This is a genomic window from Rhodococcus sp. OK611 (genome assembly GCF_003050885.1).
GTDB classification, from domain to species: Bacteria; Actinomycetota; Actinomycetes; order Mycobacteriales; family Mycobacteriaceae; genus Rhodococcus_G; species Rhodococcus_G oryzae.
Genome location: NZ_QAOZ01000023.1, coordinates 84,867 through 109,390, shown reverse-complemented (window position 1 = coordinate 109,390; position 24,524 = coordinate 84,867). Strand labels below are relative to the sequence as shown.

General features: G+C 63.5%; 16 protein-coding genes. 9 read left to right on the top strand and 7 right to left on the bottom strand.

The window, feature by feature from the left end:
- Nucleotide 1: 1 nt before the first annotated feature.
- Nucleotides 2–3,235, top strand: coding sequence for a DEAD/DEAH box helicase (locus tag C8K38_RS25135; protein ID WP_097214078.1), 3,234 nt, complete (start codon nucleotides 2–4; stop codon nucleotides 3,233–3,235).
- A 3-nt stretch (nucleotides 3,236–3,238) separates the two neighbouring features.
- Here the strand turns inward: C8K38_RS25135 and C8K38_RS25130 are convergent, their stop codons facing one another.
- Complete coding sequence (locus C8K38_RS25130; protein WP_097214077.1) at nucleotides 3,239–3,850, bottom strand: TetR/AcrR family transcriptional regulator; 612 nt, start codon at nucleotides 3,848–3,850, stop codon at nucleotides 3,239–3,241.
- A gap of 67 nt (nucleotides 3,851–3,917) precedes the next feature.
- Between C8K38_RS25130 and C8K38_RS25125 the strand changes: the two genes are divergently transcribed.
- From C8K38_RS25125 to C8K38_RS25115, 4 genes are all read left to right on the top strand, one after another.
- Nucleotides 3,918–4,853 (top strand): NAD-dependent epimerase/dehydratase family protein, encoded by a 936-nt coding sequence (locus C8K38_RS25125; RefSeq protein ID WP_097214076.1) that lies wholly within the window; start codon nucleotides 3,918–3,920, stop codon nucleotides 4,851–4,853.
- 65 nt (nucleotides 4,854–4,918) lie between these two features.
- Entirely contained in the window at nucleotides 4,919–5,200 is a 282-nt protein-coding gene (locus C8K38_RS25120) for a GNAT family N-acetyltransferase (protein WP_097214075.1), read from the top strand.
- A gap of 150 nt (nucleotides 5,201–5,350) precedes the next feature.
- Nucleotides 5,351–6,643, top strand: coding sequence for a hypothetical protein (locus tag C8K38_RS26955; protein ID WP_143548524.1), 1,293 nt, complete (start codon nucleotides 5,351–5,353; stop codon nucleotides 6,641–6,643).
- Nucleotides 6,644–6,858: 215 nt separating this feature from the next.
- Nucleotides 6,859–7,128 carry a GNAT family N-acetyltransferase gene (locus tag C8K38_RS25115; RefSeq protein WP_097214074.1) on the top strand — a complete coding sequence of 90 codons (270 nt, stop codon included), beginning with the start codon at nucleotides 6,859–6,861 and terminating at the stop codon, nucleotides 7,126–7,128.
- Here the strand turns inward: C8K38_RS25115 and C8K38_RS25110 are convergent, their stop codons facing one another.
- From C8K38_RS25110 to C8K38_RS25100, 3 genes are read right to left on the bottom strand one after another with little or no spacing between them, the layout of a single operon-like run.
- Entirely contained in the window at nucleotides 7,129–7,959 is an 831-nt protein-coding gene (locus tag C8K38_RS25110) for a hypothetical protein (protein ID WP_143548523.1), read from the bottom strand. It lies immediately after the preceding gene.
- On the bottom strand, nucleotides 7,946–9,103 hold the full coding sequence (locus C8K38_RS25105) for a WXG100-like domain-containing protein (protein ID WP_097214072.1): 1,158 nt from the start codon (nucleotides 9,101–9,103) through the stop codon (nucleotides 7,946–7,948). Before C8K38_RS25105 ends, C8K38_RS25110 begins: the two co-directional genes overlap by 14 nt.
- A 3-nt stretch (nucleotides 9,104–9,106) precedes the next feature.
- Nucleotides 9,107–9,388 (bottom strand): hypothetical protein, encoded by a 282-nt coding sequence (locus tag C8K38_RS25100; RefSeq protein WP_097214071.1) that lies wholly within the window; start codon nucleotides 9,386–9,388, stop codon nucleotides 9,107–9,109.
- A 394-nt stretch (nucleotides 9,389–9,782) separates the two neighbouring features.
- Here C8K38_RS25100 and C8K38_RS25095 point away from each other — a divergent pair, with 394 nt between their 5' ends.
- The 3 genes from C8K38_RS25095 to C8K38_RS25085 all read left to right on the top strand — a co-directional run bounded on the left by C8K38_RS25095 (nucleotide 9,783) and on the right by C8K38_RS25085 (nucleotide 13,458).
- The gene (locus C8K38_RS25095; protein WP_218840993.1) at nucleotides 9,783–10,409 is read left to right on the top strand and encodes a nucleotide pyrophosphohydrolase; all 627 of its coding nucleotides are present in this window, start codon (nucleotides 9,783–9,785) and stop codon (nucleotides 10,407–10,409) included.
- 197 nt (nucleotides 10,410–10,606) lie between these two features.
- A complete protein-coding gene (locus C8K38_RS25090; RefSeq protein ID WP_257017807.1) occupies nucleotides 10,607–12,487 on the top strand; it encodes a DUF2075 domain-containing protein in 1,881 nt (626 codons plus the stop codon).
- A 74-nt stretch (nucleotides 12,488–12,561) separates the two neighbouring features.
- Nucleotides 12,562–13,458 (top strand): HNH endonuclease, encoded by an 897-nt coding sequence (locus tag C8K38_RS25085; RefSeq protein ID WP_097214069.1) that lies wholly within the window; start codon nucleotides 12,562–12,564, stop codon nucleotides 13,456–13,458.
- Between the two features lie 788 nt (nucleotides 13,459–14,246).
- Here the strand turns inward: C8K38_RS25085 and C8K38_RS25080 are convergent.
- The 3 genes from C8K38_RS25080 to C8K38_RS25070 are packed head-to-tail and all read right to left on the bottom strand — an operon-like array spanning nucleotide 14,247 to nucleotide 23,277.
- Nucleotides 14,247–17,315, bottom strand: coding sequence for a DUF499 domain-containing protein (locus C8K38_RS25080; protein WP_257017806.1), 3,069 nt, complete (start codon nucleotides 17,313–17,315; stop codon nucleotides 14,247–14,249).
- The gene (locus C8K38_RS25075) at nucleotides 17,312–20,074 is read right to left on the bottom strand and encodes a DUF1156 domain-containing protein (RefSeq protein WP_097214067.1); all 2,763 of its coding nucleotides are present in this window, start codon (nucleotides 20,072–20,074) and stop codon (nucleotides 17,312–17,314) included. Before C8K38_RS25075 ends, C8K38_RS25080 begins: the two co-directional genes overlap by 4 nt.
- The gene (locus C8K38_RS25070; protein ID WP_097214066.1) at nucleotides 20,071–23,277 is read right to left on the bottom strand and encodes a helicase-related protein; all 3,207 of its coding nucleotides are present in this window, start codon (nucleotides 23,275–23,277) and stop codon (nucleotides 20,071–20,073) included. The genes C8K38_RS25075 and C8K38_RS25070 overlap by 4 nt, the downstream gene beginning before the upstream one ends.
- 536 nt (nucleotides 23,278–23,813) lie before the next feature.
- Between C8K38_RS25070 and C8K38_RS25065 the strand changes: the two genes are divergently transcribed.
- The gene (locus tag C8K38_RS25065; RefSeq protein ID WP_097214065.1) at nucleotides 23,814–24,413 is read left to right on the top strand and encodes a T3SS (YopN, CesT) and YbjN peptide-binding chaperone 1; all 600 of its coding nucleotides are present in this window, start codon (nucleotides 23,814–23,816) and stop codon (nucleotides 24,411–24,413) included.
- Nucleotides 24,414–24,524 lie beyond the last annotated feature (111 nt).

Here is a 24,524-nt window from a genome sequence, read left to right as displayed (position 1 = left end):
CATGCTCACGCCCGCCGATCGCGACCACACCATCACCACCCTGGTGCGGGCGGTCGGCCAGACCACCTACGACCGCGGGGTCCGCTACGCCCGCGGCGGCTCGGTGCTGGAACTGGACTGGCTGGCCGCGGAGCGGCGGGCGGTCGGCCTGGTCGACGGGACCGAGCTGTACCGGACCTCGGCGGTGTTCAGCCTGCGCGCCGAGCGGCTCGAGTTCGCGCGCGGCGAGTGCAGCTGCCCGGTCCGGCTGAACTGCAAGCACTCGGTCGCGCTGACGGTCGCGCTCCTCGACCAGCCGGACACCCAGGCGGTCGCGGCGCCGCCGTCCTGGGAGGACGTGCTGGGCGCCGCCCTCGGCGGCGAGGACCGGCGCGACGGCGGGACCGTCCCGCTGGCGGTGCAGCTGACGCTGACCCCCGGCCCCCGCTCCCAGTTCTGGCGTCTGTACGCGCGGCTGGCCCGGCCCGGCAGGGCCGGCTGGGTCAACGCGAACATGAACTGGGCGAACCTGCCGACCATGCACGAGGTGGACCCCCGGCACCGGGACCTACTGAGCGAGCTGCACACGGTGCACCAGCTGGGCGGGCGCAGGCGCAGCGGCTACGGGTCCGCCGAGAAGGACCTCGACCTGACCACGATCACCAATCGGCGGCTGTGGGCACTGCTCGACGAGGCCGCCGGGGCCGGGATCGAGCTGCTCTACGGCACCAAGGAGCTGGGCGCCCTCCCCCACCCCGGCACCGCCGAGCTGTGCGTGGACATCGACGATGCCGGCGGCGACCTCGTCGTCACCCCGACCGTGCGCACCGACGACTCCGAGGGGCCCGTGGTGGTGCTCGGCTTCCTCGGCGAGGACGCGCACGGGGTGATCTACCTGCGCCCCGGCGACCCGCAGGCCACCTCGCCCGCGCAGTGGCCGTTCCGGATCGCCCGGCTGTCCGGCACGGCGACGCGCGCGATGCAGGAACTGGCGATCGCCGGTGCCTCCATCACCGTGCCCGCCGCCGACGCCGACCGGTTCGCGACCTCCTACTACCCGCGGCTGAGCCGGGCCGCCAGCGTCCGCTCATCCAACGGCTCGTTCACCGCCCCGACGATCGAGGGCCCGACGCTGCTGCTGGACGTCGCGTACCAGGCGGGGCACCGGGCCCGGCTGCACTGGCGGTTCCTCTACGCCGTCGGCGGCGCCGACCACGAGGTGGAGCTGGCCCCTGGCGCCGACGAGTCCTTCCGCGACACGGCCGGGGAACGGGCGCTGCTCGCCGGGCTGGACCTGCCGCTCGAGCAGCACCGGCTGCTCGGCCCCGGCGGCGGGCTACTGCCGCGGGTGAGCCTCGACGGGCTCGACACCGCGCGGCTGACCACCGAACTGCTGCCTCTGCTGCGCGGGCGCGACGACGTCGAGGTCCGGGTGGAGGGCTCGCCCGCCGACTACCGCGACGCGGGCGACAGCCTGAGCATCGGGGTCGGCACCGACGCCACCGACAGCGGCGACTGGTTCGACCTGTCCATCACGGTCCGCGTCGAGGACGCCCCGGTGCCGTTCCGGGACCTGTTCGCCGCGCTGACCGCGGGCCAGTCCCACCTGCTGCTGCCCGACGGCGCGTACCTCTCGCTGGACAAGCCGGAGCTGCAGCGGTTGAAGGACCTGATCGCCGAGGCCGCCGGCCTACACGAGCAGGACCCGAACGGGTTGCGGCTGAGCCGGTTCCAGGTGTCGCTCTGGGAGGAGTTCGCGGCGCTCGGGGTGGTGGAGCGGCAGGCTGCCCGGTGGCGCGAGCAGGTGCAGGGGCTGCTGGACGTGGCGGCGTCGTCCACCCTCGACGCCCCGGCCTCGCTGCGGGCGACGCTGCGGCCGTACCAGCTCGACGGGTTCCGCTGGCTGAGCTTCCTCTGGTCGAACGGGCTCGGCGGCATCCTCGCCGACGACATGGGCCTCGGCAAGACGGTGCAGTCGCTGGCGCTGATCTGCCAGGCGCGGGAGGCGAACCCGTCCGAGCCGCCGGTGCTGATCGTGGCGCCGACGTCGGTGGTCTCGAACTGGGCGTCGGAGGCCGCGCGCTTCGCCCCGCACCTGCGGGTGGTCACGATGTCCGAGACCGCGGCGAAACGCGGTGCGCCGCTGACGGAGTCGATCGAGGGCGCGGACGTGGTGGTCACCTCGTACACCCTGGCCCGGCTCGACGACGAGGAGTACGCGGCGCACCGCTGGTCGATGCTGCTGCTGGACGAGGCGCAGTTCGTCAAGAACCACCGGTCCAAGGCGTACCTGACCATGCGCCGGATAGAGGCGCCGACGAAGATCGCGATCACCGGCACCCCGATGGAGAACAACCTGATGGAGCTGTGGTCGCTGCTGTCGATCACCGCGCCCGGGCTGTTCCCGAACCCGACCCGGTTCGCCGAGTACTACCGCACCCCGATCGAGAACGGCGGCGACGTCGAGCTGCTCGGCCGGCTGCGGCGGCGGATCAAGCCACTGATCCTGCGCCGCACCAAGGAACAGGTCGCCTCCGACCTGCCCGCCAAACAGGAGCAGGTGCTCGAGGTGGAGCTGTCGCCGCGGCACCGCAAGCTCTACGACACCCACCTGCAGCGCGAGCGACAGAAGATCCTCGGGCTGGTCGAGGATGTGGACGCCAACCGGTTCACCATCCTGCAGTCGCTGACGCTGCTGCGCCGGCTGAGCCTGGACGCGTCGCTGATCGACGAGACACACGCCTCGATCGCGTCGGCGAAGATCGACGCTCTACTCGAGCAGCTGGCGGACGTGATCGACGGCGGTCACCGGGCGCTGGTGTTCAGCCAGTTCACCGGCTTCCTGGATCGGGTGCGGTCGCGGCTGGACGCCGAGGGCATCGGCTACGCCTACCTCGACGGCCGCACCCGGGACCGGGCGAAGGTGTTGGGCGAGTTCAAGAACGGCGACGCGCCGGTGTTCCTGATCAGCCTCAAGGCGGGCGGGTTCGGGCTGAACCTGACCGAAGCCGACTACTGCTTCCTGCTCGACCCGTGGTGGAACCCGGCCAGCGAGGCACAGGCCGTGGACCGCACCCACCGGATCGGGCAGACCAGGAACGTGATGGTGTACCGGCTGATCGCCAAGGACACCATCGAGGAGAAGGTGATGGCGCTGCAGGCCCGAAAGTCGGAGCTGTTCGCCAGCGTGGTGGACGAGGGCGGGGCGTTCAACGCGACGCTGTCCGCCGAGGACATCCGGGCGCTGTTCGGGTAACGCTCAGCCCGCGATGCCCGCGGCGGACGCCAGCGCGTCGACCACCCAGTCGTCGTAGTCCGTTGCGCTCCAGCCCCGTTCGTCGATGAGCAGGGCGTGGGTCTCGGGGCTCTGCAGCGCCAGCCCGACGTCGACGCAGCGGTCCACGTCGAGCCCGTCGACCTTGTCGGCGAGCGCGGTCGTCAGGTGCCGCAGCACCGTCTCGTGGTGCTCGCAGGTGGTCGCCCACAGCTGCGCGACCTCCGGGTCCGCACCGGCGGCGGCCCGCACCGCCAGCAGCACCGGGCCCACCCGGTCCAGGATCAGCCGCGCGCCGTGCACCTGGATCCGCAACTGCGCCATTGGGTCGGGCTCGGCGACGGCCTCGGCGACCCAGGGCCGGTCCAGCGTCGCGATCGGCTCATCGTCGCCCGCGATCGAAACGTCGAGCAGCGCGGCGAGCACGCTGCGCTTGTTGCCGAACACGAAGTAGACGGTCTGCACCGCGACGCCCGCCTCGGCTGCGATCGCCTTGATGGTGGTCGACGCGTAGCCGGTGGTGGTGAACAGGGTGCGCGCCGCGGTGAGGATCTTCCGCCGCGCCGGTGTCTTGTCGTCCTCGTTCGGTGTTGCCACGAACTGAAGTGTAGATCTAGAGTGACGCACTAGAGCATTACTCTAGTGAAACGAATGGGAGATTGACATGACCTCGGTACTGGTTCTGGGCGGATACGGCGCGGTGGGCGGCCACATGATCGAGCGGCTGCGCGCGGCGGGCATCGACGCGCTGGCCGCGGGCCGGGACCCGTCGCGGGCGGACCGGGTGGTCGACCTGACCGACCCCCGTTCGCTGGAGTCGGCGCTGGACGGGGTGTCGGCGGCGGTGAACGCTTCCGGAGCCGAAGACCCCGCGGTCGCGGCGGCGGTCGCCGGTCGCGGCATCCCCTTCATCGACATCACCGCGACGTCCGAATACGCGCGGGAGCTGGAGCGAGTGGACGGCCCGGTGCTGCTGGGCGTCGGGATCGCGCCAGGGCTCAGCGGCCTGCTCGCGACCGAGGCGGCGCGCGCCGGAGGTCCGGTGGACGTGCTGATCGGGCTCGGGGCCGGCGAGGCGCACGGTCCCGCGGCGACGGCCTGGACGTACGGGCTACTGGGCCGCCGGTTCGAGGATCCGGACGGCTCACGGGTACGCAACTACACCCGCCCGACGCGCTTCGGCCTCCCCGCCGAGGCCGGCTACCCGCGCTTCCCGGCGCTGCGCACGGACTTCGCCGATCAGCACCGGCTGACCGCTCAGCTCGGGGTGCCGGTGCGCAGCTACCTGCGGCTCGACTCCCGGCTCGCGACCCTCGGCCTGGCCACGCTGACCTGGGCGCCAAGGGTGGCGTCGCTGGTGCCGGCCGGCGGCATGCCCGGCGGCGACGGCTGGGTGATCGCCGCCCGCGGCGGCGACGGCCGATCCTGGTGGGCCACCGGCCGCGGGCAGTCGCGGGCGACGGCGGCGGTCGCGGCGCTGGCGGTCCAGCGGGTGCTGCGGAACCCGATCCCGGCGCCGACCTGGCTGCACGAGACGGTCGGCTTGGATGAGCTCCGACCGGCGCTGTCGGAGGCCGGAATAGCGCTCGGCACCGGATAGTTGATTCGGCTAGCACCCCGCATGGGTAACGTGCGAGGCATCCTCCGACGAAAGGACCCGTCACCGTGGCGCACCGCATCGAGCACAAGCCGGCCGAGAACCGCTTCGAGATCCACGTCGACGACGCCCTCGCCGGGTACGCCGACTACACCGTGATCGACGGCGTCCGGGACTTCGACCACACGGTCACCGATCCCGCGTTCCGCGGGCAGGGGCTGGCGGGCAAGCTGGTCGCGGCGGCGCTGGACGCGACGCGCGCCGATGGGATGTCGATCGCGACGTCGTGCTCGTATGTGGAGAAGTTTGTGGAGCAGAACCCGGAGTACAAGGACCTGTTGGCGGCGTAGCGCTGGTTCCCCACGATCGATCGGCCAGCCAGTGGAGCTGAGAATAGCTCGGCTGCGGAAACCCTTCCGGCGCATCCGTTCCCAGAATCGAAACCCCAAACGGCTCCTGTTGTCCGAGCCTGACGCCATGCATTCCCCTATGATCAACGCATGGGGGAACAAGCAGCTGATATTTTTGTTGACCTCGCAGCAGCCCACCGACTCACCTGCCACAGTATCCATCGACTAGTTCACCTCGGCCAGCGGAAGTTCTACTGGCAGGAGGAGACACTGACCGAGATTCTGCTCGGCCACATGACCGGGGTCGACTACACCGTCAACGCCATTTGCCCTGAGTGCGGGCCATCGAGCGAGCACTTCGGATGTTCAAAATGGGAATCTGGATCAGTTCTCGGCGCTGTCGCACGCACGCGACTATTGAGCAGGTACGAAGAAGGCGGAAACGCCCGCAACGGCGTTGAGGGAGTTGGCGCTGACTTCCTGTTCTCTGCACAAGATAGCAGGACCAACACGGAAGCGCGTCTACTCATTCAGGCAAAACGTATAAAGTGGTCCGAAATGTTCCGCCTGACGAAGAAACTCGTCATTCAACGAGATCAGCTACGGGCCGCGGCGCGCCGATACCATGCCGCACCCTATTATCTATTCTATTGCGAAACCGACAGCCCACATCAGACCCAGAGGGTCCGTTGCGCCAACAACCTGCCACCCCAGGACACGGCCGCAATTCTCTTACATGCCGACGAGTTGTGGAATGCCTTCGAATCGAGCTCCGGGAATTCGCTATCACAGGAAGCAATCACATCAAGAGGCCACAGCCTCCTCTGCCTACATGGCTGCGACAGAAGTAAGGCACGCGACCACTTATTCGACACCCTACTTGCGTTCATCAACCTTAGCGATCCCAACTACATTGCGACTAGCGGGAACATGGAGCGCCCGTCGAATATACCCGAAGCACGAGTCTCGGACCGCCGAGTCAAGCCCCCAAGGGACCCGCAGACGGCACAGAATGAACAGATCTTCTCCCAGTCAATCCCATCGCTTCCAGAAGTCATGCACGAAACCAGCGACGTTCTTCTTGTGCGCCTAGGTCCATGGAAGGGCGAGGACGACAGCATTTCAGGAAGAGAGGGATACGGTTGGCGAGAAACGATTACAAAGACAGAATTGAGGGACTCGACTCGTATGTACTGGCGACTAAAACTCGCCCGCGCAAAAAGGATTCAGTACATTGTGGCCTGGGCGGAAAATGAGCCACGCGCTTTCTACGCAGTTAAGCCTGACTCTTTGGTCGTTCACAACGACCGGGATGGTCGGATCTCATTCGACGTTGACGAATTGGATGACAATTCGCCGCTGATCACTAAACTAACCGAACGAGCAGTGCATTACGTCCGAGAACTAGCCGACGGAGCACGCAACTCAATTGGATATCCCTAGCACCAAAAGAAAACCGTTGCGGCAAATACAATCATCCCCCCGTAAGACCACAGGCCTCCGCCATGTCGCCCGCGCCCGCGGAGGTCGCGATAAAGGCGGTGCAGCGGGTGCTGCAAAGCCCGATCGCGGCGCCGACCTGGATTCACGAAACGACCTCATGGGTTGAGCTGCGGCTCGCGTTGTCGGACGCCGGAATAGCGCTCGGGATTGGATAGTTGACCCGCATCGAGCACAAGCCGGCCGAGAACCGCTTCGAGATCCACGTCGACAACGCCCTCGCCGGGTACGCCGTGATCGGCGGCGTCCGGGACTTCGACCACACCGTCACCGATCCCGCGTTCCGCGGGCAGGGGTTGGCCGGCAAGCTGGTCGCGGCGGCGCTGGATGCGACACGGGCGGACGGGATCACGATCGCGACGTCGTGCTCGTACGTGGAGAAGTTCGTGCAGCAGAATCCGGAGTACAAGGACCTGCTGGCGGCGTAGCTACGGGTAGTCGCGGGCACGGGCGCGGGAGATCGCCGCGGCCATGCCGAGCTCGGCTCGGGTGTCCGGGTTGTTGGCGTAGTAGCTGACCAGGTGATGCAGCAGCACCGGGTCGACGGCGAACTGAAAGGTATCCACCTCGATCATCGGCACCGGCGGCAAGCGGTCGATCCGGAAGTAGCGCGTCGTGTAGCGCGGCTCCCAAATCGCGTTGGAGTATGCGATCACCAGTGTCTCCGGAAACTGGTAATGCACTGCCTTCGCGCCGGCGACCGCCGCCCAGGGAAGGTAGGACTCGAAGCTCCAACCCCGCTGCCGAATCCCGTCTGGGGAGAGCATCAGCGACCCCCGTCGCAACCGTCCGGTCATGACCGCAACCAGATAGCCCGCGCACCCCAATCCGAAGATGCCGAATATCACACTGGCACCGGGAAATCCTTGTCCGCGGGTGTTCAGGAAGATTGCGACCGCCCCACCACCGGTGAGTGCTGTAATGGCGGCCACCATCGCAGTCATCAGGTGAAACACCATGGCCGAGTGGCGGATCTCGGTCACCGCGACCCCGCCGACAGCGGCGGTTCCAATGTCCCCCTCGCGATGTCGTGGCCGTCGAATCACCACGCCGAACACCATGGCCAGCACCAGCAGGAGCCAGAACAAGTACACGAACGTGGCGGCCGTAAACCATCCTTCAATGACGCATCCGATGCCGACGAGGAAGGTGACCAGGGCAGCGGCGCCTCCAAGCACCAGCGATGCAATAAGCCTCCCGCCGAGCCGCGCATCCCGCCATTCACTGGGGCGCTCCAGAGTCCCGTCAGAACACCGCATTCCATGCATCCTTTGCCAGTCCCCCGATTGCCGCGCCGGTGTCTCCAACCGCGTCGACTCCGTCGCCGAGTGCGTCCCCTAAGTCGTCGACACCGTTTTCGTACACCGAGTCGACCATTCCCGAGGTGAACAATCCGACCGCGGCGCCGCCCACTGCTCCTGCCGCTGTACCCAGGACCGGAACCGGAATGAGGGTTCCGGCGACAGCCCCCGCGGCCACCGCCGCCCCGAAGCCCGCCGCACCCGAGACGATGGCCTGCTCGGTTGGCTTACCATGCGCAATGTCGTAGGCCACGCCAGCGACGGCGAGAGCACCGCCAACGCGGAACCCGACCTTGCCCGCCGTCGAGTCCGCTTTCGCCGCGGCCTCGATCACCTCGTCGGCTTCGCGAGCCAGCGTCTTCGACAGGTCTACATCCCGATAGATAACCGACGTCGGAGTCCCCGCCGGGGCGGTTCGCGCCAGGTCCAAGTACTTGGCGGCGTCGTCGGTCATGAGCTGCGCCTTCTTCAGCATTGTCGACGTGTTCCAGGCCGCCAATGTTGCCCCCGCACCATTCACGAGGTCGGCGACCACGAAGAACCATTTCTTGGTGAGGTCATTCCAGGCATTGGCGCTGGCCTGCACGATCAGTGTCCAGGCTGCTCGGGCTGCATCCGCGCCACGCCCCGCGACCTCGTAGGCACTTACCAGTGCCGCGTGCCGCTCGACGCGCGCCACGGCCTCGGCGTGCGCGGCCATCGCCAATACAGAGTCTCCGGTGGGGGCGGGCCCAGGATCGGCAGGTGCCGGACCCGGTTCTTCGATCACGTCACCGACGACGGTGAGTCCAGCGGCGGCAGCGGCGTCCAGCACCGCACGCATCTCGTCCTTGGAGCGCTGGAGCTGAGCGGCGGAATCGTCGAATGCCTGGGCCTGTTCGCCGATCACGGCTGCCAGCTCGTCTGCCTTCGATGCCGAATCCGTGGATCGCGTAACGAAGCCTTCGCCGGCAGTCCCGTCCCATCCGGCGTCGGCTAGGTTGCGGGCCTTGTACAACTGATCAACCGTGGAGGTGGTCTCCGTTGCCAACGAGGTGCGCAACCAGGTGGCCGCGGCGCGGATGCTCTCGGGGTTCCCGTCGATGCGGGTGTCGATGGGCATCGACTATCCCGTCCATGCGGTGTCGAGTGAGTCAGCGGTCGCCACGTCCTGCTCCCGGTACCGCGCGTTGGCCTCGCCGACGGCCTCGCTCGCCGCCGCCAACGCCACCACGAGCTGTCCGGCATTCTCGGCCAGCCTCGCCATGATGCCGAACAGTGCAGCAGACGCATCCCCCGCATCGATCGCGGACGGAGCCGATTCGCCGGCGCTATCGATCGCGGAGCTGGACGCCGCAAGCATGCTCACGATTCCATCGAGCGCATCGTTGTCGACATACAGGCTCATGCGTTACCCCCATAGGCCCGCGCCGAGACCTGGCTAAACTCCCCCATCGTTCCCCCTATTTACGCCAATCAGGCACGCAATCCCCCTGCGCCTGCCTGTCGGAAAACCTACCGCAAATCGCATGTCGCGCTCACCCGGCGGTAATCATTGAATCGAGGCGAAGTCAGTCAGGGCACAAGCCCGCAGCGGGGTGCCCTGACCACGGCCCATCGCTCCGAAAGGAGGCGCGGGACTCGGGGCCAGGTCGAACAAAACGTCATGCAAGCGAGAGGTGAGGCGGTGTTCTTCATGCTTGATGTCGACATCCACCGACGGCCTTCAAGCGGCCGAATCTAGGAAACCCCGTCAGAACGTCACCCGCCGTCACAGCAACGCGGGGGTAGTGTCCGGACACGTGGACGCCAACCTGCACCGACTGCTATCGGACCAACGCGAGTTTGTCCGCGTTCGCGAGTGGGAACAGTTTCACACTCCGAAGAACCTGGCGATGGCGCTCGGAGGTGAGGTTGGCGAGCTGGCATCCGCCATCGGGCAGTTGCTGTCCGACACACCGCATACCGCACGGATCGATGAGATCCACACTGATGTGGTCGACGAGCTCGGTGATGTGACGCTGTATCTCCTGCGCCTCTATGACGTGGCTGGTATCGATCCGGAATCCGGATTCGATGGCGTCGTCGATCCGTCCACCGAGCCCTGCCCGTGGCCGTCGACGCCCGCGGAACTATTTGCCTTGGCGCGGGCTGCTTTCGACCTGGCGGGCACCGCCGGCCGCCTACTCGAATCCCTCCAGTGGGAGGCCAACTCGGCGAGCACGGAGTCACACGCCCGGCTGGCTCAGAACCTCCCACCAAGACTCAACGCGACAGCTGAGAGCCTACGAAGAGTGGGTGAGCTGCTCGGTGTGGACGTCGTTCACGCGGCTGCTGCGAAGAATGGGAAGAACATGACCAAGTACCCGGTCGAGCTCAGCCGCGGTTCGAGCAGGAAGTACACCGAGCTCGATACGGGAACACACTGACCGCCCGCGACTCCCGAACCAATCGCCTACCTGGTGAGCAAATTGCGGTGCGACACCGATCGATCGGGGCTCCGAGAGCCTGTCCGCGTCCTCCGCTAACCTAACCCAGCGGCCCGACGGACTTCCGCTGTGTTCCACAGCCACGGATATGCCCCCAACCGCGCGACTGGATTCGTGCTGCCCGGGGGACCTCAAACGTGACCTTGCTTCGTACGTCGGCGAACCACATCGCTGGCATCGCTCATCCCGACTCGTTGGCCGAGCAACTGTTGGAGCAGATGCTGTTCAGCACCGGCCGTCGAGCCAGCACAGCAGAGCAGAAATCGTGGAGCCGAAGCCTTCCGATCCTCGCCCGCGACCTCATCGAGGCCGGACTCGGCGAGGTCGAGATGCTCATCGAGTATCACCTGCCACTCACTTCGCAGCGGGCGGACGTTGTCCTCGCGGGCACCCACCCGGACACCGGGGCGCCCTCATATGTGGTCGTCGAACTCAAGCAGTGGTCGTCGGCATACCGATACGAGGACAACCCGGATCTCGTCGAGGTTCCCGGGATGCCTGGCGGCCCGAAGCTGCATCCGGTTGCACAGGTGAAGGGGTACTGCGACTACCTCGCCGATTTCGCCAAGGCGCTTGCCGATCGACCGGACGCGTTGGCGGGAATGGCTTACCTGCACAATGCGACCGACCGGACGATGGTGGCCGATCTACGCTCCTTCCCCACGGATGTCACTGGCCGGCTGTTCACCGCGTCCGACCGCGCCGACATGTTCTCGTTCCTTCGTTCGCGCCTCATCATGGGAAATGGGAGCCATTCGGCCGGCGACACCCTGATGCGTTCCGCCGTTGCGCCCTCGCAACAGCTGCTCAAGGTCGCAGCAGCCGAGGTACGGGACCGACCGCAGTTCAACCTGCTCGGCAATCAGCAACTGGCAGTCGACCTCGTACTTCACGCCGTCGAGCATGCCCGCTCCTCGGATAGCAAACGCGTCATTGTCGTCACCGGCGGCCCGGGTAGCGGCAAGAGCGTAATTGCGTTGTCGCTTGTCGGGGAGCTCGCTCGGCGAGGCCGAACCGTGCTGCACGCGACTGGTTCTCGCTCGTTCACACAGACACTTCGCAAGGTCGCGGGCCACAGGGCTCCGCGCGTGCAGAAGATGTTCAAGTACTTCAACCAGTTCATGTCCGCCGAGCGCAACGGCCTCGACGTCCTTGTCCTCGACGAGGCCCACCGGATCCGCGAGACGTCCGTCGACCGATACACCAAGGCAGAGCTGCGCACCGATCGTCCGCAGATCGATGAGTTGATCGCCGCCGCCCGAGTCCCGGTGTTCCTGCTCGACGAGCACCAGGTGGTGCGGCCCGGCGAAATGGGGTCACTCGAACAGATTCAGCAGCACACGCGCTCGCTCGGCCTCGAGACTCAGCATGTACACCTCGGCGAGCAGTTCCGGTGCGGCGGCAGCGAGGAGTACCTGCTGTGGGTCAAGCGGCTCCTCGGTCTCGTCGACGGTGGTCCATACGAGTGGAAGGGCGACCCACAGTTCCAGGTACGGGTCGCGGATAGCCCAGACGAAATGGAGCACCTGCTCACCCAGCAGATCGAGGACGGATACTCGGCCCGCATGACCGCAGGCTATTGCTGGCCGTGGAGCGACGCTCGCAAGGACGGCGCCCTCGTCCCTGACGTCACCGTCAACGACTGGGCCCGGCCGTGGAACAGCAAGAGCGACAGGAGGATCGGCGACGCTCCCCCGGCGCCATTGTGGGCCACCGAGGATGGCGGCTTCGACCAGGTCGGCTGTGTATACACGGCACAGGGATTCGAGTATGACTGGAACGGTGTCATCCTCGGCCCTGACCTGGTGTGGCGAGACAGCAAGTTCACCACCGTCCGAGCTGCGAATCGAGATCCAGACTTCAAGAACCGCACCAGGATCCCCGATGCACGCTTCGACAAGCTGGTCCGAAATGTCTACAAAGTGCTGCTCACCCGCGGCATGGTCGGCACCGTGATTTACTCGACCGATCAGCAGACCAGGGATGCTCTCCGATCACTGATCTCCAAGTCCCGCTGACCGATCAGCTGGACTGAACGAATAAGAACAAGCACGGCCCGACAGGCTTCCGCCACAGGACACGCCTCCACCCGATGCAATACCAGATGGGCGCATGGGCTTTGACTGCATGGATCATTCCGGTTGACGGAGATAAGCCACAAAATTGGGATATCGCCAAGGAGAACAAGTTTTGGGACACAAAACTCCGTTTCGGAATAAAGCAAGGCGACGAACTCTATTTCTGGCTCACTCGCGGCAGGTTAGATAATCCAAGAACCGGATTTCTCGGATACGCGATAGCGACTTCCGACGGCTCCACAGTTGATGAAAGATTCATGCCATGGACCGACCCTGAGTCAGGGTACCGAGAGAGATTCAATTTTCAACTCCATAGTGAGCAGATTCACGATAGACCAGGATGGAAAGAGGTCAGCAAGGAACTGCAAACAGGCGCATTCCCGCAAATACCTAGAGAATTCCCAAAGGACCACCAAAGGCGCTACCTTAGAGGGCTTTTCACGCCAGCAGATCACACTCTCGAATTGCCCCATATAGAGATTGAAATTCCGAACATCGAACTCATATCCGGCGAGGATCGGCGTAAACGCTCCGAACGCGCGGTCGTGGAAAGGGAGGGGCAACCAGGGTTTCGCAACCGGCTACTCAAGGCATACGACCGCCGGTGCTGCGTGACGGGAACTGACGTTATTGCAGCTCTCGACGCGGCCCATATCACGCCATACCTGGGGAAGCTTAGCAATCCGATGCAAAACGGCATTCTACTAAGAACCGACATCCATAAACTATACGATCGCCACCTTATCACAATCCTTGATGACTACACTGTTGCGCTCGCACCATCTATACGCACCTCGAATACATATCAAGGATTACACGGCAGAGAAATAACGCTACCAATAGCACACATACATCGACCAGATCGTGCCGCACTATCATTGCATCGAAGCAATTGCAATTGGATCAACTGATCAACCTGCGCACCCACATTAATGCCCTACCTTGCCGACACAAGGCAATCATACCGCCAACATACCGAAAGCCTTCGAATCAGATTCGAAGTTATCGTCACTAGCGACTGCAAACTCGATACTCCAATGCGCTGTCGCGCTCAAGTCTTACTGTGACGGAAACACCGAAATCCCCGAGGCGAACGCCGCCTGTCAGCGGATATATGAGCAAACTGGGATTCCAGCAATCAGAACCACCGTGCAGACTTTGATGGCCGGGCGGTTCCCAATCTGACAAAATCACGCGAAGCCCGGGCAGTGAAGCCCATCTTTATGCACATCGCGCAGATAACTTGGCCTGGACTCAGCTCGCCCAGACCGCACCATTGCACTCAACCGGGACACATATCAACGCAGCGGCGACAATTCCGAAGGACTACCGCGAGTCCGCACATTCGATTGCGATCATCCGCAGATCGACGAAGGGCGGCCAACTCTTGCGACGCAGTGGACGCTCCAACTCGGAATCGGGATCGACGCTGGTGAGGAACCGATCGCGCATAGCGGTGCCTGAAATGGCACTGACCTGATCTCGCCCGGTGGCGCACCCTGGCAACCAGCTCAGCAATCTCCGGGCCAACAAGCCGTTCCCTCATAGTTCCACGACTACATACGCCCGAGTACGGGCTCCAGGTACTCCGATGAAGAAGGATGTGGCCATAGGTCGGAGAGACCGTGTTTTGCCTGACTCACCGACATTGACGCTGCTTCATCGCTTGCAAACACAGCCCTGAATAGCCTCCGATTGACTACATTTCCTGGACCGTCGCATTCAGCCCGAGTTCTGCAGCCTTTCCTGCGACCTGTGCTGCTACATCTCCATCAAGGACCATCTGCAGGGTGCCCTGAAGATAACTAATCTGCCGTTCATCGCAGGCCAAGTAGAGGCTTCGGAATAGAGAGGCAAAACCGTCGGCCGCAACATCCTGGTTCAAGAGATTGCTAGTGAACGAGAAGACGAGTCGCTTCTCTGTCGGAGCTGCCTCAGACTCGGTCGGCTGCGGCAGCTCTGCAGAAGCAGGGGGTGAGAGAAATCCCATGTCAGAGCGGGTCGACTTCGTTGTAGCCGGAGAGACCGGTCCGGGCTCGATCTCCATCGTTTCTGTCGAGGACTTGCAGTCGTGGTTCTCCTCAGCTGCACCACATTCGCCGCACGTCGCCAAAGGTTTGGCCAGCCGCAGGCTGGTGCTAGCAAGGTTCACCTGGCCTGGACCGGTGACCGCCACACTGGTGTCGGTGCCGTCGATGATCCGGATCAAACCGGTCTGAACTGCGTCGAAGATGGCATGCTGAAGGTCGCTGTCCCCGCCATACAGCAGCGGCAGCCGCGGGGCGTTATAGAACGCGCTGCGGATCTCTGACAGGCTGCGGCCGTAGTCCTGGTCGCGAAGGTTGTGCGCCAGCGCCTTCGCCGAGAACTGGCCAGCGTCGAAGGCTTTGTCCCGTTCCGCCAGTTCCTTCCAGACCATCGTTCCGTCGAGCGCAGTGAGATTGTCTGACTCGAAAGTGATGTCCTTGACTATGCGTTCACCGTCCGGATCGGGCTGCCATAGGAACACCACGTGCTGGTAGGCGCGCCGTACTGCCTTCTCCAGCTGCTCCTTCGCTGCGGAGAACTCCTTGGTACCTAGTGCCTTCATTTCCTCGTCACCCTGGACCTCCGGCGCGGCAAGGGCTCTCTGGCTGGCCAGGTACTCCATTGCCACACCGCGCGCGGCAGCGCGCCGCTGGGTATTGACGACGGCGTAGACCGCACTGCTCGCCCACTGAACGGGCATCTGGCCGGGTCCGCGGTTCAATCCCATTGCGGCGGTCAGGGCCGCCTTTGTGGCCTGTTCCATTCCATTGCGGAGACTGAACTGTGCAGGGTCAAGCACGACCAGGCGATTGACATGGGCGGTATCGATCCCTGCAGTGGAGAGCACATCCACCGAAGTGCGCAAGCGGTCTGCGGCCACGAATTTCATGTCCCGGAATGGGCCGGTGCTAGAGAGCCGCTCGGCGAACTTCGCGATGACCTCATCTCTTTCAGGCTCGGTGATCGTCCGCCTGATGTTGTTGAGCAGCATCCGATGCGTCAACCGCGTGGACAAGAAGTACCGGGCCGGCTTGTTGTTCCCCTGCCCCGGTATCAACTCGACGGCGTTCATTCCTCCGTCGGTTCTGACGAGGTCGTCGACTACGATGTCAGCATCAGTCACCGTATACAGCGAATCCGGGACGCTTGTGGCGGCCTTGACTTCCGGAGTGCTGGCGCCGCGACCTCGGCCGGGGCGGAGTGTGCCGACGATGCTGGCGAGGAAGATGAATGTAGCGGCGCGTTCAGATGCATGCGGGTTGATTTCGACCCACATCAGCGGATCGCGGTCGGCATCCTGCTTACGGGCGATGTCCTGCTTGCGGGCAGCGCCACCATCTTCCGCTGCGTTGACCACATCGTTCTCCGCGAGGCTGCGGTAGTTCGCAATCGTCTTCTCGTCCTCCACAAGCCCGGACCCGAGTAGTGCCTCGCGCACCGAGTTGTTCGAAAGTGGAAGATCGCCGGGTCCGATCAGCGCCGGCACCCATTCACCTGCAAGACCGCGTTGCTGCTGCGCGTATACAGTCGCGGCAAAGATCCGGATGGTGGAGCGCACTCGCTGAAACCCTGTGACCATGCTCCATTCGTTCCTCGCGATGCCGATGAGCATCGGGTGGAACGGGTAGCACGCCGCCACCTGCGCATCCCAGTCACGCCGCCAGTCCGCTGACGTGGCGTCCCAGACGTTCTTTCCCCACGCTTTGTCCGCGAGCGCACTCCTATAGAGCTCGGCCGTGGCGGCCAGTACTTCCTTTGCCGGCTCGGCTTCGAACAGTCGCCGGCGCAGGATGTCGGCGAAGTCTCCGACCTCCGTGACCGTGGCAGGCGTTCCGTTACGATCGAGGAGCGAATTGAGATCCTCGCGGCGCGCCTGGGCCGCGGGCGACAAGGCGATGCTGTCCTTGTCTGACGCGATCATGACGACGACCATCGCGACCCTGGGCACATCGTTAATCACATCAAGCAGGGCCCGAAGGAACGCGACGTCCTGCGCAGCGTGCTCTGGCTTCTGGGCGCCGTCGAGTCCGTTCCCGATATAGTCAAGAATTTCGTCGACGATTACAAGAACCGGGCGGTTGACAGCGCGGATCGCCTCAGCGATCTTGCTCTTGTCGTTCCAGAACTTCTGGTACCGCTCGAACAAGGTGTAGTCCTTGCCGAAGAGTCGCCACAGGAATCGTTCGTACAGCGTGGTCGCAGGTCCGTCCAACTCTTGAACCGGTGCGAACGGGGTCATGTTGTCGCAAGGCAAAACGACCACGTGCGGGTTGTCTAGGTCGTTCGCGAGTGGGCGACCGATTCTCGCGGCGGTGGCCGCGGCCACCGCCTGACCGAGTTCGGTTTGCATCATCGCGACCGAATGCTTAGCCAGGTGGAAAGCACCGATGCATGCATGCGACTTACCTCCGCCCATTCCCTGATCGAGGCGGGTGACCGCGCGTGCCTTCTGGTAGTCGGCACCGCCGCCGATCCGGATAGCGATCTCGGCCAGCAGATCGATCAGGCGTTCGGTGGGATGGGTAATCGATCCATAGTAAGTGGCGTCCGCGTATGGAGCTCGGTTATCGCCGTGACCGTAGACGGCCTGGAACAGCGACATCTGCACGTCGTCGATCTGGCCCGACGCGCCGATAATCTCCTTGCGGATCTGTAGCGCTTTCCACCAGGGCGTCACACTCGTTGCCATCTTCTGTCCCTTCGCTGCTGTTCGAGTCGTTGTGTTGCCGATGTCGGTCACAGCAGCCTCAATTGATCGTCGTCGATCTTCTGCTTACGCACCTTCACCTCGGACTCGATGACGACGGCGTCTGCAGCGTTCGCGATGCCTGCACGCGTCCTCAACACCCGGGTGAAGGCGACTGCGTCGGGGTCGCTATCTGGAAGCCGGTCCGCGAGGAACTTCACCGCGGCCCACAGATAGGCGTCATCGGCGCTACGTCCGGAGTTGGCCAGCACCTCGCCCATGCTCGCGATGCCATCCTCCGATGCCGCGGCGAGCGCCAAAGCGACGTCAATGACCGCTGATTCATCAGTAACTCGGGAAGAAGTGAAGGATCGCGCGGTAGCGAAACGTACACCCTTGTCAGCTTCGGGTACGAGATCGCGAATATAATCGATGTCGAGTGAAGAGGCGAGTGCCTGCCAACGCAGTTCAGATTTCGCCTGTGCCTGGCGTCCATAGAGCCGAACCCACCAGAGTGCGAATCGTGTACGAGCATCAAATGTTTCGAGCGGGTGGTGATCAACTTCGACTGCCATCGCGGCCTGCACTGCGGACCGAGCGAGCGGCAAGAAGGTGTGGATCCCAACCGCCTCGCCGGTCGCATCTAGGACCTCACTGTATCGACCGACCACCTCCATAGCCGGACCGGCGGCTGCCATGAGCATGTCTGCGGGGGCCAACCCCCAGCGCTCCCAATCTGGGTACCGGCGCTTGATCTCGGCTTGAATCTCAGCCTCAACGGCACCCTTACGGCCTGGCCTTCGGTCTGCCGGAGCGGGTCTACAGGCCATGGTCAGCGTCGTTTCGATATTTGCCTTACCTTGACGTCCGCCGGATTCCGTATTCGCGGGCCACGATCCGGTCATGATTAGTCCAGCACTCTCGATGGAAGTCAACAAACGTTGCCAAACTACTGGGTCCCCATGCCCGAATACAATCGTCACAACGCCGTCATCACGAACAACACGACGCATTTCGCTGAACGATTTAGACATAAGTCGGTCATAGTGTTCTCTAGTCCTATGCTCTACGTAGTCACCCTTCGAAAGACCCCGACTTCGCTTCACAATTATCTCGAGCGCTTTCTCTTGGGCACCGCCAGCCTCAGAACTGATTGACAATTCTGGCCAAGAATTTACGAGGGCGCGCCGGAGCCAGACGTAGAAGATATCGGAAGAATCCCCATACGCGATCATCTCGTCGTACGGAGGATCGGTGACGACCGCTGAGTATTCATTAGAATCATAGGGTAATTCCGTGGCGGTGCCACGGGAGACATTTGCAGGGTTACCCAAATGGCTGGGCAGAAGGTCCCTCAATGTACCGACGGAGCTCCCGCGAACGCCATCCCAAGTTCCGGGACCGTCTCCGATGCCCGACTCAAAGAAATCATACGAGAATGAAAGCGACCCTTCATTCAAGAAGATTCCAGCAATACGCGGGGTGCCCGCTGTATGCAGCCAAGCGCCTCGCGTGCTGTAGCGCAGCATGCGAACCATATTCGCAGCGGCGTACCCCGTAAGCGCCTTAACGTAGCGATTACTTATCCCAGCATCGGCCAATTCCTTGCCAATTCCATCGATAGATTTACAAAGACGCACGTAGTATAGCGTTTGGCGATCGCACATAAAATCACCGAAAGTTCGAGCGCCATAGATACTCGGACCAATGATATTGTTATTCCCCGGACCGATCAACTCACCAGGAATAGCAGGAAGAAAGGGCGAGAAAGCCCCTTCATTCTCAAGCTTGTTTTTCGCCGCCTTGACGGCATTCAGCTCAAATTCGGTGGGAATGCGAAATCTCTTTCCAACGATTGGATCGTGGTCGGCGACTAGAAGCAGCGAATCCCGCCCCAATCCATCATTGGTCATTCGCCGGTGCACTTTGAGTGGATGCACGTGCCCACAGAAAACGCAGATTGCAGATTTTCCGGGTATCTTCTTGCCGTCAACACCAATTGCATTAACCAGTGTCGGCGACGAAGATGGCGGACCATCATGAACTACAACATGGAACGAGTCCTTATCGTCAGACGACTCCACGTAGAAGGCCTGACCTGGGTCTCCGAAGGTTGATTTCGATCCCTTGACCCTCCTCTTCGCAGGCTCACGCAGCAGGTTCTTTCCAATCAAAGGAAAGCGGCGACCACACTCCTGGCACGGTAGAGTCACCGCCCACAGATATCCCCAGGGCTGCGACCCATCAGCTCCTGTTGGGTATAGCTCCTGCATCTTCAGTCGCTGCCTGCGTCCGATTTCCGCCAGGAGCGCATCCACGTCTTGAGCGAGTCGGTCAGTCTCAAATGCGAGACTGTCGCTCTCACTGAACGGGAGCCTCGGTTCGTTCGACCAGTCTTCGAATGGGTGTTCAATCAGGAGAGACGAGGCTAGGACCGCGACAGGTGAATAGTCGATGGCGGCCGATTCGATCCCGAGCCTCGCAGCTTCCAATGGGATCATTCCCCGACCCGAGAACGGGTCCAGCATTCTGACTGGCGGCTGGTTGGATCGAACAATCTCTTCACGGACCTCAGACCACGCTGCTTCCCGGCCCGTCATCGCCCGGCGCACCAAGTCTTGCAGCTTCTCTTGCTCCGACTCGTCAGTTGGCCATGGCAGCAGGGAGCAGATCATCGCGGCTCGCGCCTGTGCTGACGGCCTCGCGGCGAACCAGGTGAAGAGCTTTCGCTCCAGGTTTCCGCTTCCCCATCCTCCGGCCGCGGCAGCACTAACCTCGGCGCAGGGGAACCAGCGTTCGATCATGCGTGTCATTTCTGGCTCCCGGGTGCGTTCTTGAGGCTGCTACCTGGGACGCGAAAGATTGCGTCCCCAGTCATGTCGGTGGCGAACAGAGTGGCGGGGTCTTCGTAAGCTCCAAAGAGCTGGCCTGTGCCGTTGGCACACTGGTCGGCAACGTAGAGCCAGTACTGTTTGCGGTGCTGGGTGGCGATAAGCACTTCGTTGCCGGTCATACGGATCCCGTCGGCGGCAGCGCTGCCGGCCACTCCCTTCACTTCGATGTGCCGGATCTGGCTGTGGCGGCGGGCGTCGAGGTCATAGCCGCGGTTCTCCGTGTGGACGTCGTCGACGTGCCAGCCATCGTTCTCGAGAAGTTTCGCGACGAGTTTCATCGAAACGAATTCTGAGTCGATTTCGGTCTGTGTGTTGGGGTCGGCGGCAGCATGGACGCGGATCCGACCGACGAGTTTCGGGACGGAGAGGTGGACATCGATGAGCTGTTTGAGACCGGCGAGGCGAGTCTCGGTCTGCGACTGGAGGTGACGGCGGATGCTCAAGCGAGCGGTCCGGTTGTCGATGCCTTCTGTGAGCGTGATCGGCAGGTTCATCAGGTCTTTGCGGGCCTGGGCAAACCAGTCGGATCGAACCTTCTGATGATCGAGGACCGTTTGTTCCGCGACCACCCGGGCAGCATGGTCAGCATTGTCGAGGCGCGCAGGGTGCGGACTGGTGCCCGACTGTGTGGTTGGGACGAGGTTCGCGAGAGCTTCCCAGCGGACAGGTCGGGCATTTCCGGAGTCGTCGACTTTGATAAGTGAGGCCCAGATGCTGTGGCGATGACCTCCACTTTCGGTCATCGCGGCTTCAAAGGCGTACAGATCGTACGAGGTCAGACTGCTAGGGTCCTGAGCGGCGCCTGCCTGGTACACCGACTCAGCGAGCTGCATGTCGGCGAGGCGAATGAGGTCAACAAAGCCAGGCTCTCCCGGGCCAAGGGTGATGGTTTCCGTGACGTCAATATTCTCGGCGGCAGCACGTAGGGCTTCGCCGCTCGTCGCGACGTGGACGCTTGTGGAACCGCCGAGGCTAGTCGGCAGGGTGCCCGTCGCCACAGTTATCTGGCGGAACCCGTCTCCAGCGGCGGTGCGGTCCGCAGTAATCAGGCCGCTCGCATCAAGCCGGTCCAGGTACGCCTCGACGATCGCGGGGTTGATACGGGCGAACAGATCACGCTGGAGCAAAGTCAAGGCCGCGACTGCGTCAACCTGGCTGGCAAGTTTGCGTTCGGTGTCGCGGACCTCACGGGCCTTACGGACCAGTTCCTGCGTCTGGATGGCTTTCGCTGCCTCTACCGCGGTGTGCTTCTTGACTTCGTCGTTGCCATAGAGGTCGGTCAGCCACTTGTCGTAGTCGACGCCGGTGATCTCGGCGACCGCGGACAGGCTGTCAAACATCTGCCCGCGAAGCTCATTCGCGGCGGTGACGAAGTTATCGAGCAACCTCATCAACGTGTCGCCCTCGCGTGTGTCGGTGGCGACCAGGTTGTATAGGAACACGTCCCGGTTCTGTCCGACACGGTGGATGCGGCCCATGCGCTGTTCCAGGCGTACCAGCGACCAGGGAATGTCGTAATTGATCAGTACATGTGCAGCCTGGAGGTCGATGCCTTCGTTGCCGGCGTCGGTGGTGACGATGACCTGAAACTCGCCCCGCATGAACTCGCGACGCACCTCATCGCGCTCGGGTTTGCTCTGTCTCCCCGAATACATCTTCGCGGTGTAACCATCTGTGCGGAGACGGTCGGCGATCCACTGAGCGGAGTCAGCGAACTCTGTGAATATAACGGCCTGCTCGTTTGTGCCAGCGGTGATCCCGTGAGCAGTGAGGCAGTCGTCAATCAGCCGTGTCCACTTCGACGGCCGCCAGTCGGCTGCCGTGATCGCAACATCGAGTCGGTCGAGGAGTGACTTGATCCCAGAACGTTCCGCCCGGGAGGCCGTAGACGCTGCGTTAACGACCTTCGCTTCGTCGACCTCGCTGTCATCGCCGGCGTCGGTGCGGTCCGCGATGAGTGCTGCCTCGGCCTCGCTCAACTCTCCCATGTGGCTGTGCCGTCGGCGCAGCGTCTCGGCGAGTGAGTACAGACTCGACGCGGCCCGCTTGCCATACACCATCCGGGCGAGCGGCTGCGCCGACGGTGGGAAGTACCTGTCGACCATGTCGATCGCTTCGATATAGAAGCCGTACTCGACCTTCGACAACGGGATGCTGTGGTTAGCAGCGGTGCGCCCCTTGAATAGTCGAGTCTTGCCGTCATAGTCGACAAGATCTTCCTTCATGCGGCGGAGGAAATGGATCGGCCCTGGCCGCAGCGCGTCGAGTTCGACGTTCGGGTCGGTACCCGGGTCGGGGTAGATGTCCGGGTCAACGAGATGCAGCAGGTGCCGGAACAGCCATTCTTTCCCGCGATGCGGGGTTGCGGTCATGAGTAGCGCGCGCGGAGTGTTCTTGGCGAGAAGTCGACCGACCTGATGGAAGCCGGCCGCGGTCGGAGTCAACCGGTGGGCCTCGTCGAAAACGACCAGGTCCCAGCCAGCCTTATCCGGGCGAATCGAGTCCTGGACCGAAGGGTTGACCGCGGCGAGCTCAAGGCTGACGACCCACAGGTCGCTGGTGTTGAGTGCGTCTTGGCGGATCGTTTCTGCCGTCAGGTGTTTGAGACCGCCACCGAGCAGACGGGCGAAGTCGTCAACCCATTTGGTGGCAAGGTTCGCGGGGCAAACGATGATCGCCCGTCGCACGAGACCGAGTCGCTGCATTTCGCGGATGTAGAGACCGGCCATGATCGTCTTACCGGTGCCGGGCTCATCCGCAAGAAGGAATCGCAGCTGAGGCTGAGGAAGCATGGCACCGTAGACGGCAGTGGTCTGGTGTGCATACGGCTTCAACGGCGTGGACGCCATTGCGCTGGTCTCGGCGTTCGTTGCAGCAGCGTCCATCCACCGCGTCCACATGCCAGCCAATACACACGCGGAGTCAGCACTTCCGTCGCTGACGAGAGCGCGGACTGTGTCAGTGTCTCCCGGTGCGAGGTTCACCTCATGGCGCCGATCCTGGTCGTCGACGAGGATCAAGTCGACACCTCCGCTGGAAGAATCTTGGATGACGAAACGCACCGTAGCGAAGTCGGGGATTCCGGCCGCCCGGACGCGTACACGTTGCCCTTTCTCGAACACTTGGCACACCTCCGATCGGTCCAGCTAAATCCTGTCCAAAATGTTCGGACCTGGCAGGGCGGAGTTTAGCCACCCAGGTTGCCTGCGTTGTGTGAGTGGGGCTCGTGCGCCGCGGCGCGGCGCGCCCTCACGTTGACCGCATTCCGATGCGCGGTCGTGACGACAAGCCGCAAGCGCGATCGACCTGGCTCACTTCCCGTAGCCAAGTGCGTAGTCACAGCACCGTGATGATTGGTCCCGGAGAGGTGTTACTAGCCGATAACAAACGAGCCGGACGCCCGTGCAAAGTTCGGAGCACATGGCGGCTTCGCCGGCCAATGCCGATCGAGTCAAGCAGTGGGGCGAAGTGGGCGCGGGTCACGAAGTAGCGAGCGCCCGGCCCCTTCACCATCGACACATCCGTCAGGCGTTCGATTCGACCTACAGTCACCCACCCGACAACCCCCGCCACCACCCCGCGATACCGTTTACCCGCACACCCAGCCCACCACAGCAGCGGCCAGCCGTACCCCGGTCCGGCGCAGGACAGAGGAACCATGAGCGACCACGACACCACCGACGACCAGCCGCTGCGGATCGACGGCGCACTCGCCGTGGTCACCGAGCAGCACGACCAGCTGCATGCCCTGTGCGTGCGCACCCTGGCCGAGCTGCTGGGCTCCGAGCCGGACACCGACGAGGACGGCGACATCGCGATCCCCGTGCACGGCTTCGCGGTGTACGTGACGGTCGCGGACGACGGCCCGCAGCTGCACGTGTGGTCGTCGATCGTCACCGGCATCACCGACCGCGCGCAGGCCACAACGCAGCTGGTCGCGCTGTCGGAGGAGTGGCCGCGGCTGCGCTTCGCGCTCAGCGAGGAGCACCTGCTGGTCTCGACGCTCGTCGACGCGGACCCGTTCGCGCCGCAGCACCTGCTCAACCTGATCGACGAGATCCACGACCTCACCCACGACCTGGACGACGACTTCGCCGCCCAGTTCGGCGGCACCCTCGACTGCGACGCCGACGACGACAGCTACGCCGGTGACTGCGATGGCGGGGGCTGCGGCGGCGACTGCGCGTGCGGCGACGCCGGCGAGCACGTCGAGGGCGACCTCGGCATCACTGCGGCCGCGCCGACGACCTCCGCGTAGTCGAATCCAGCAAAGCCCGAAGGGAGCAGGCGCTCGGCAAAAGCCGGGCGCCTGCTCCGTCGCGTCCTGGGCCAGAAAGTCGGTCCCCCGCGTTACCCTGCATGCCGACGG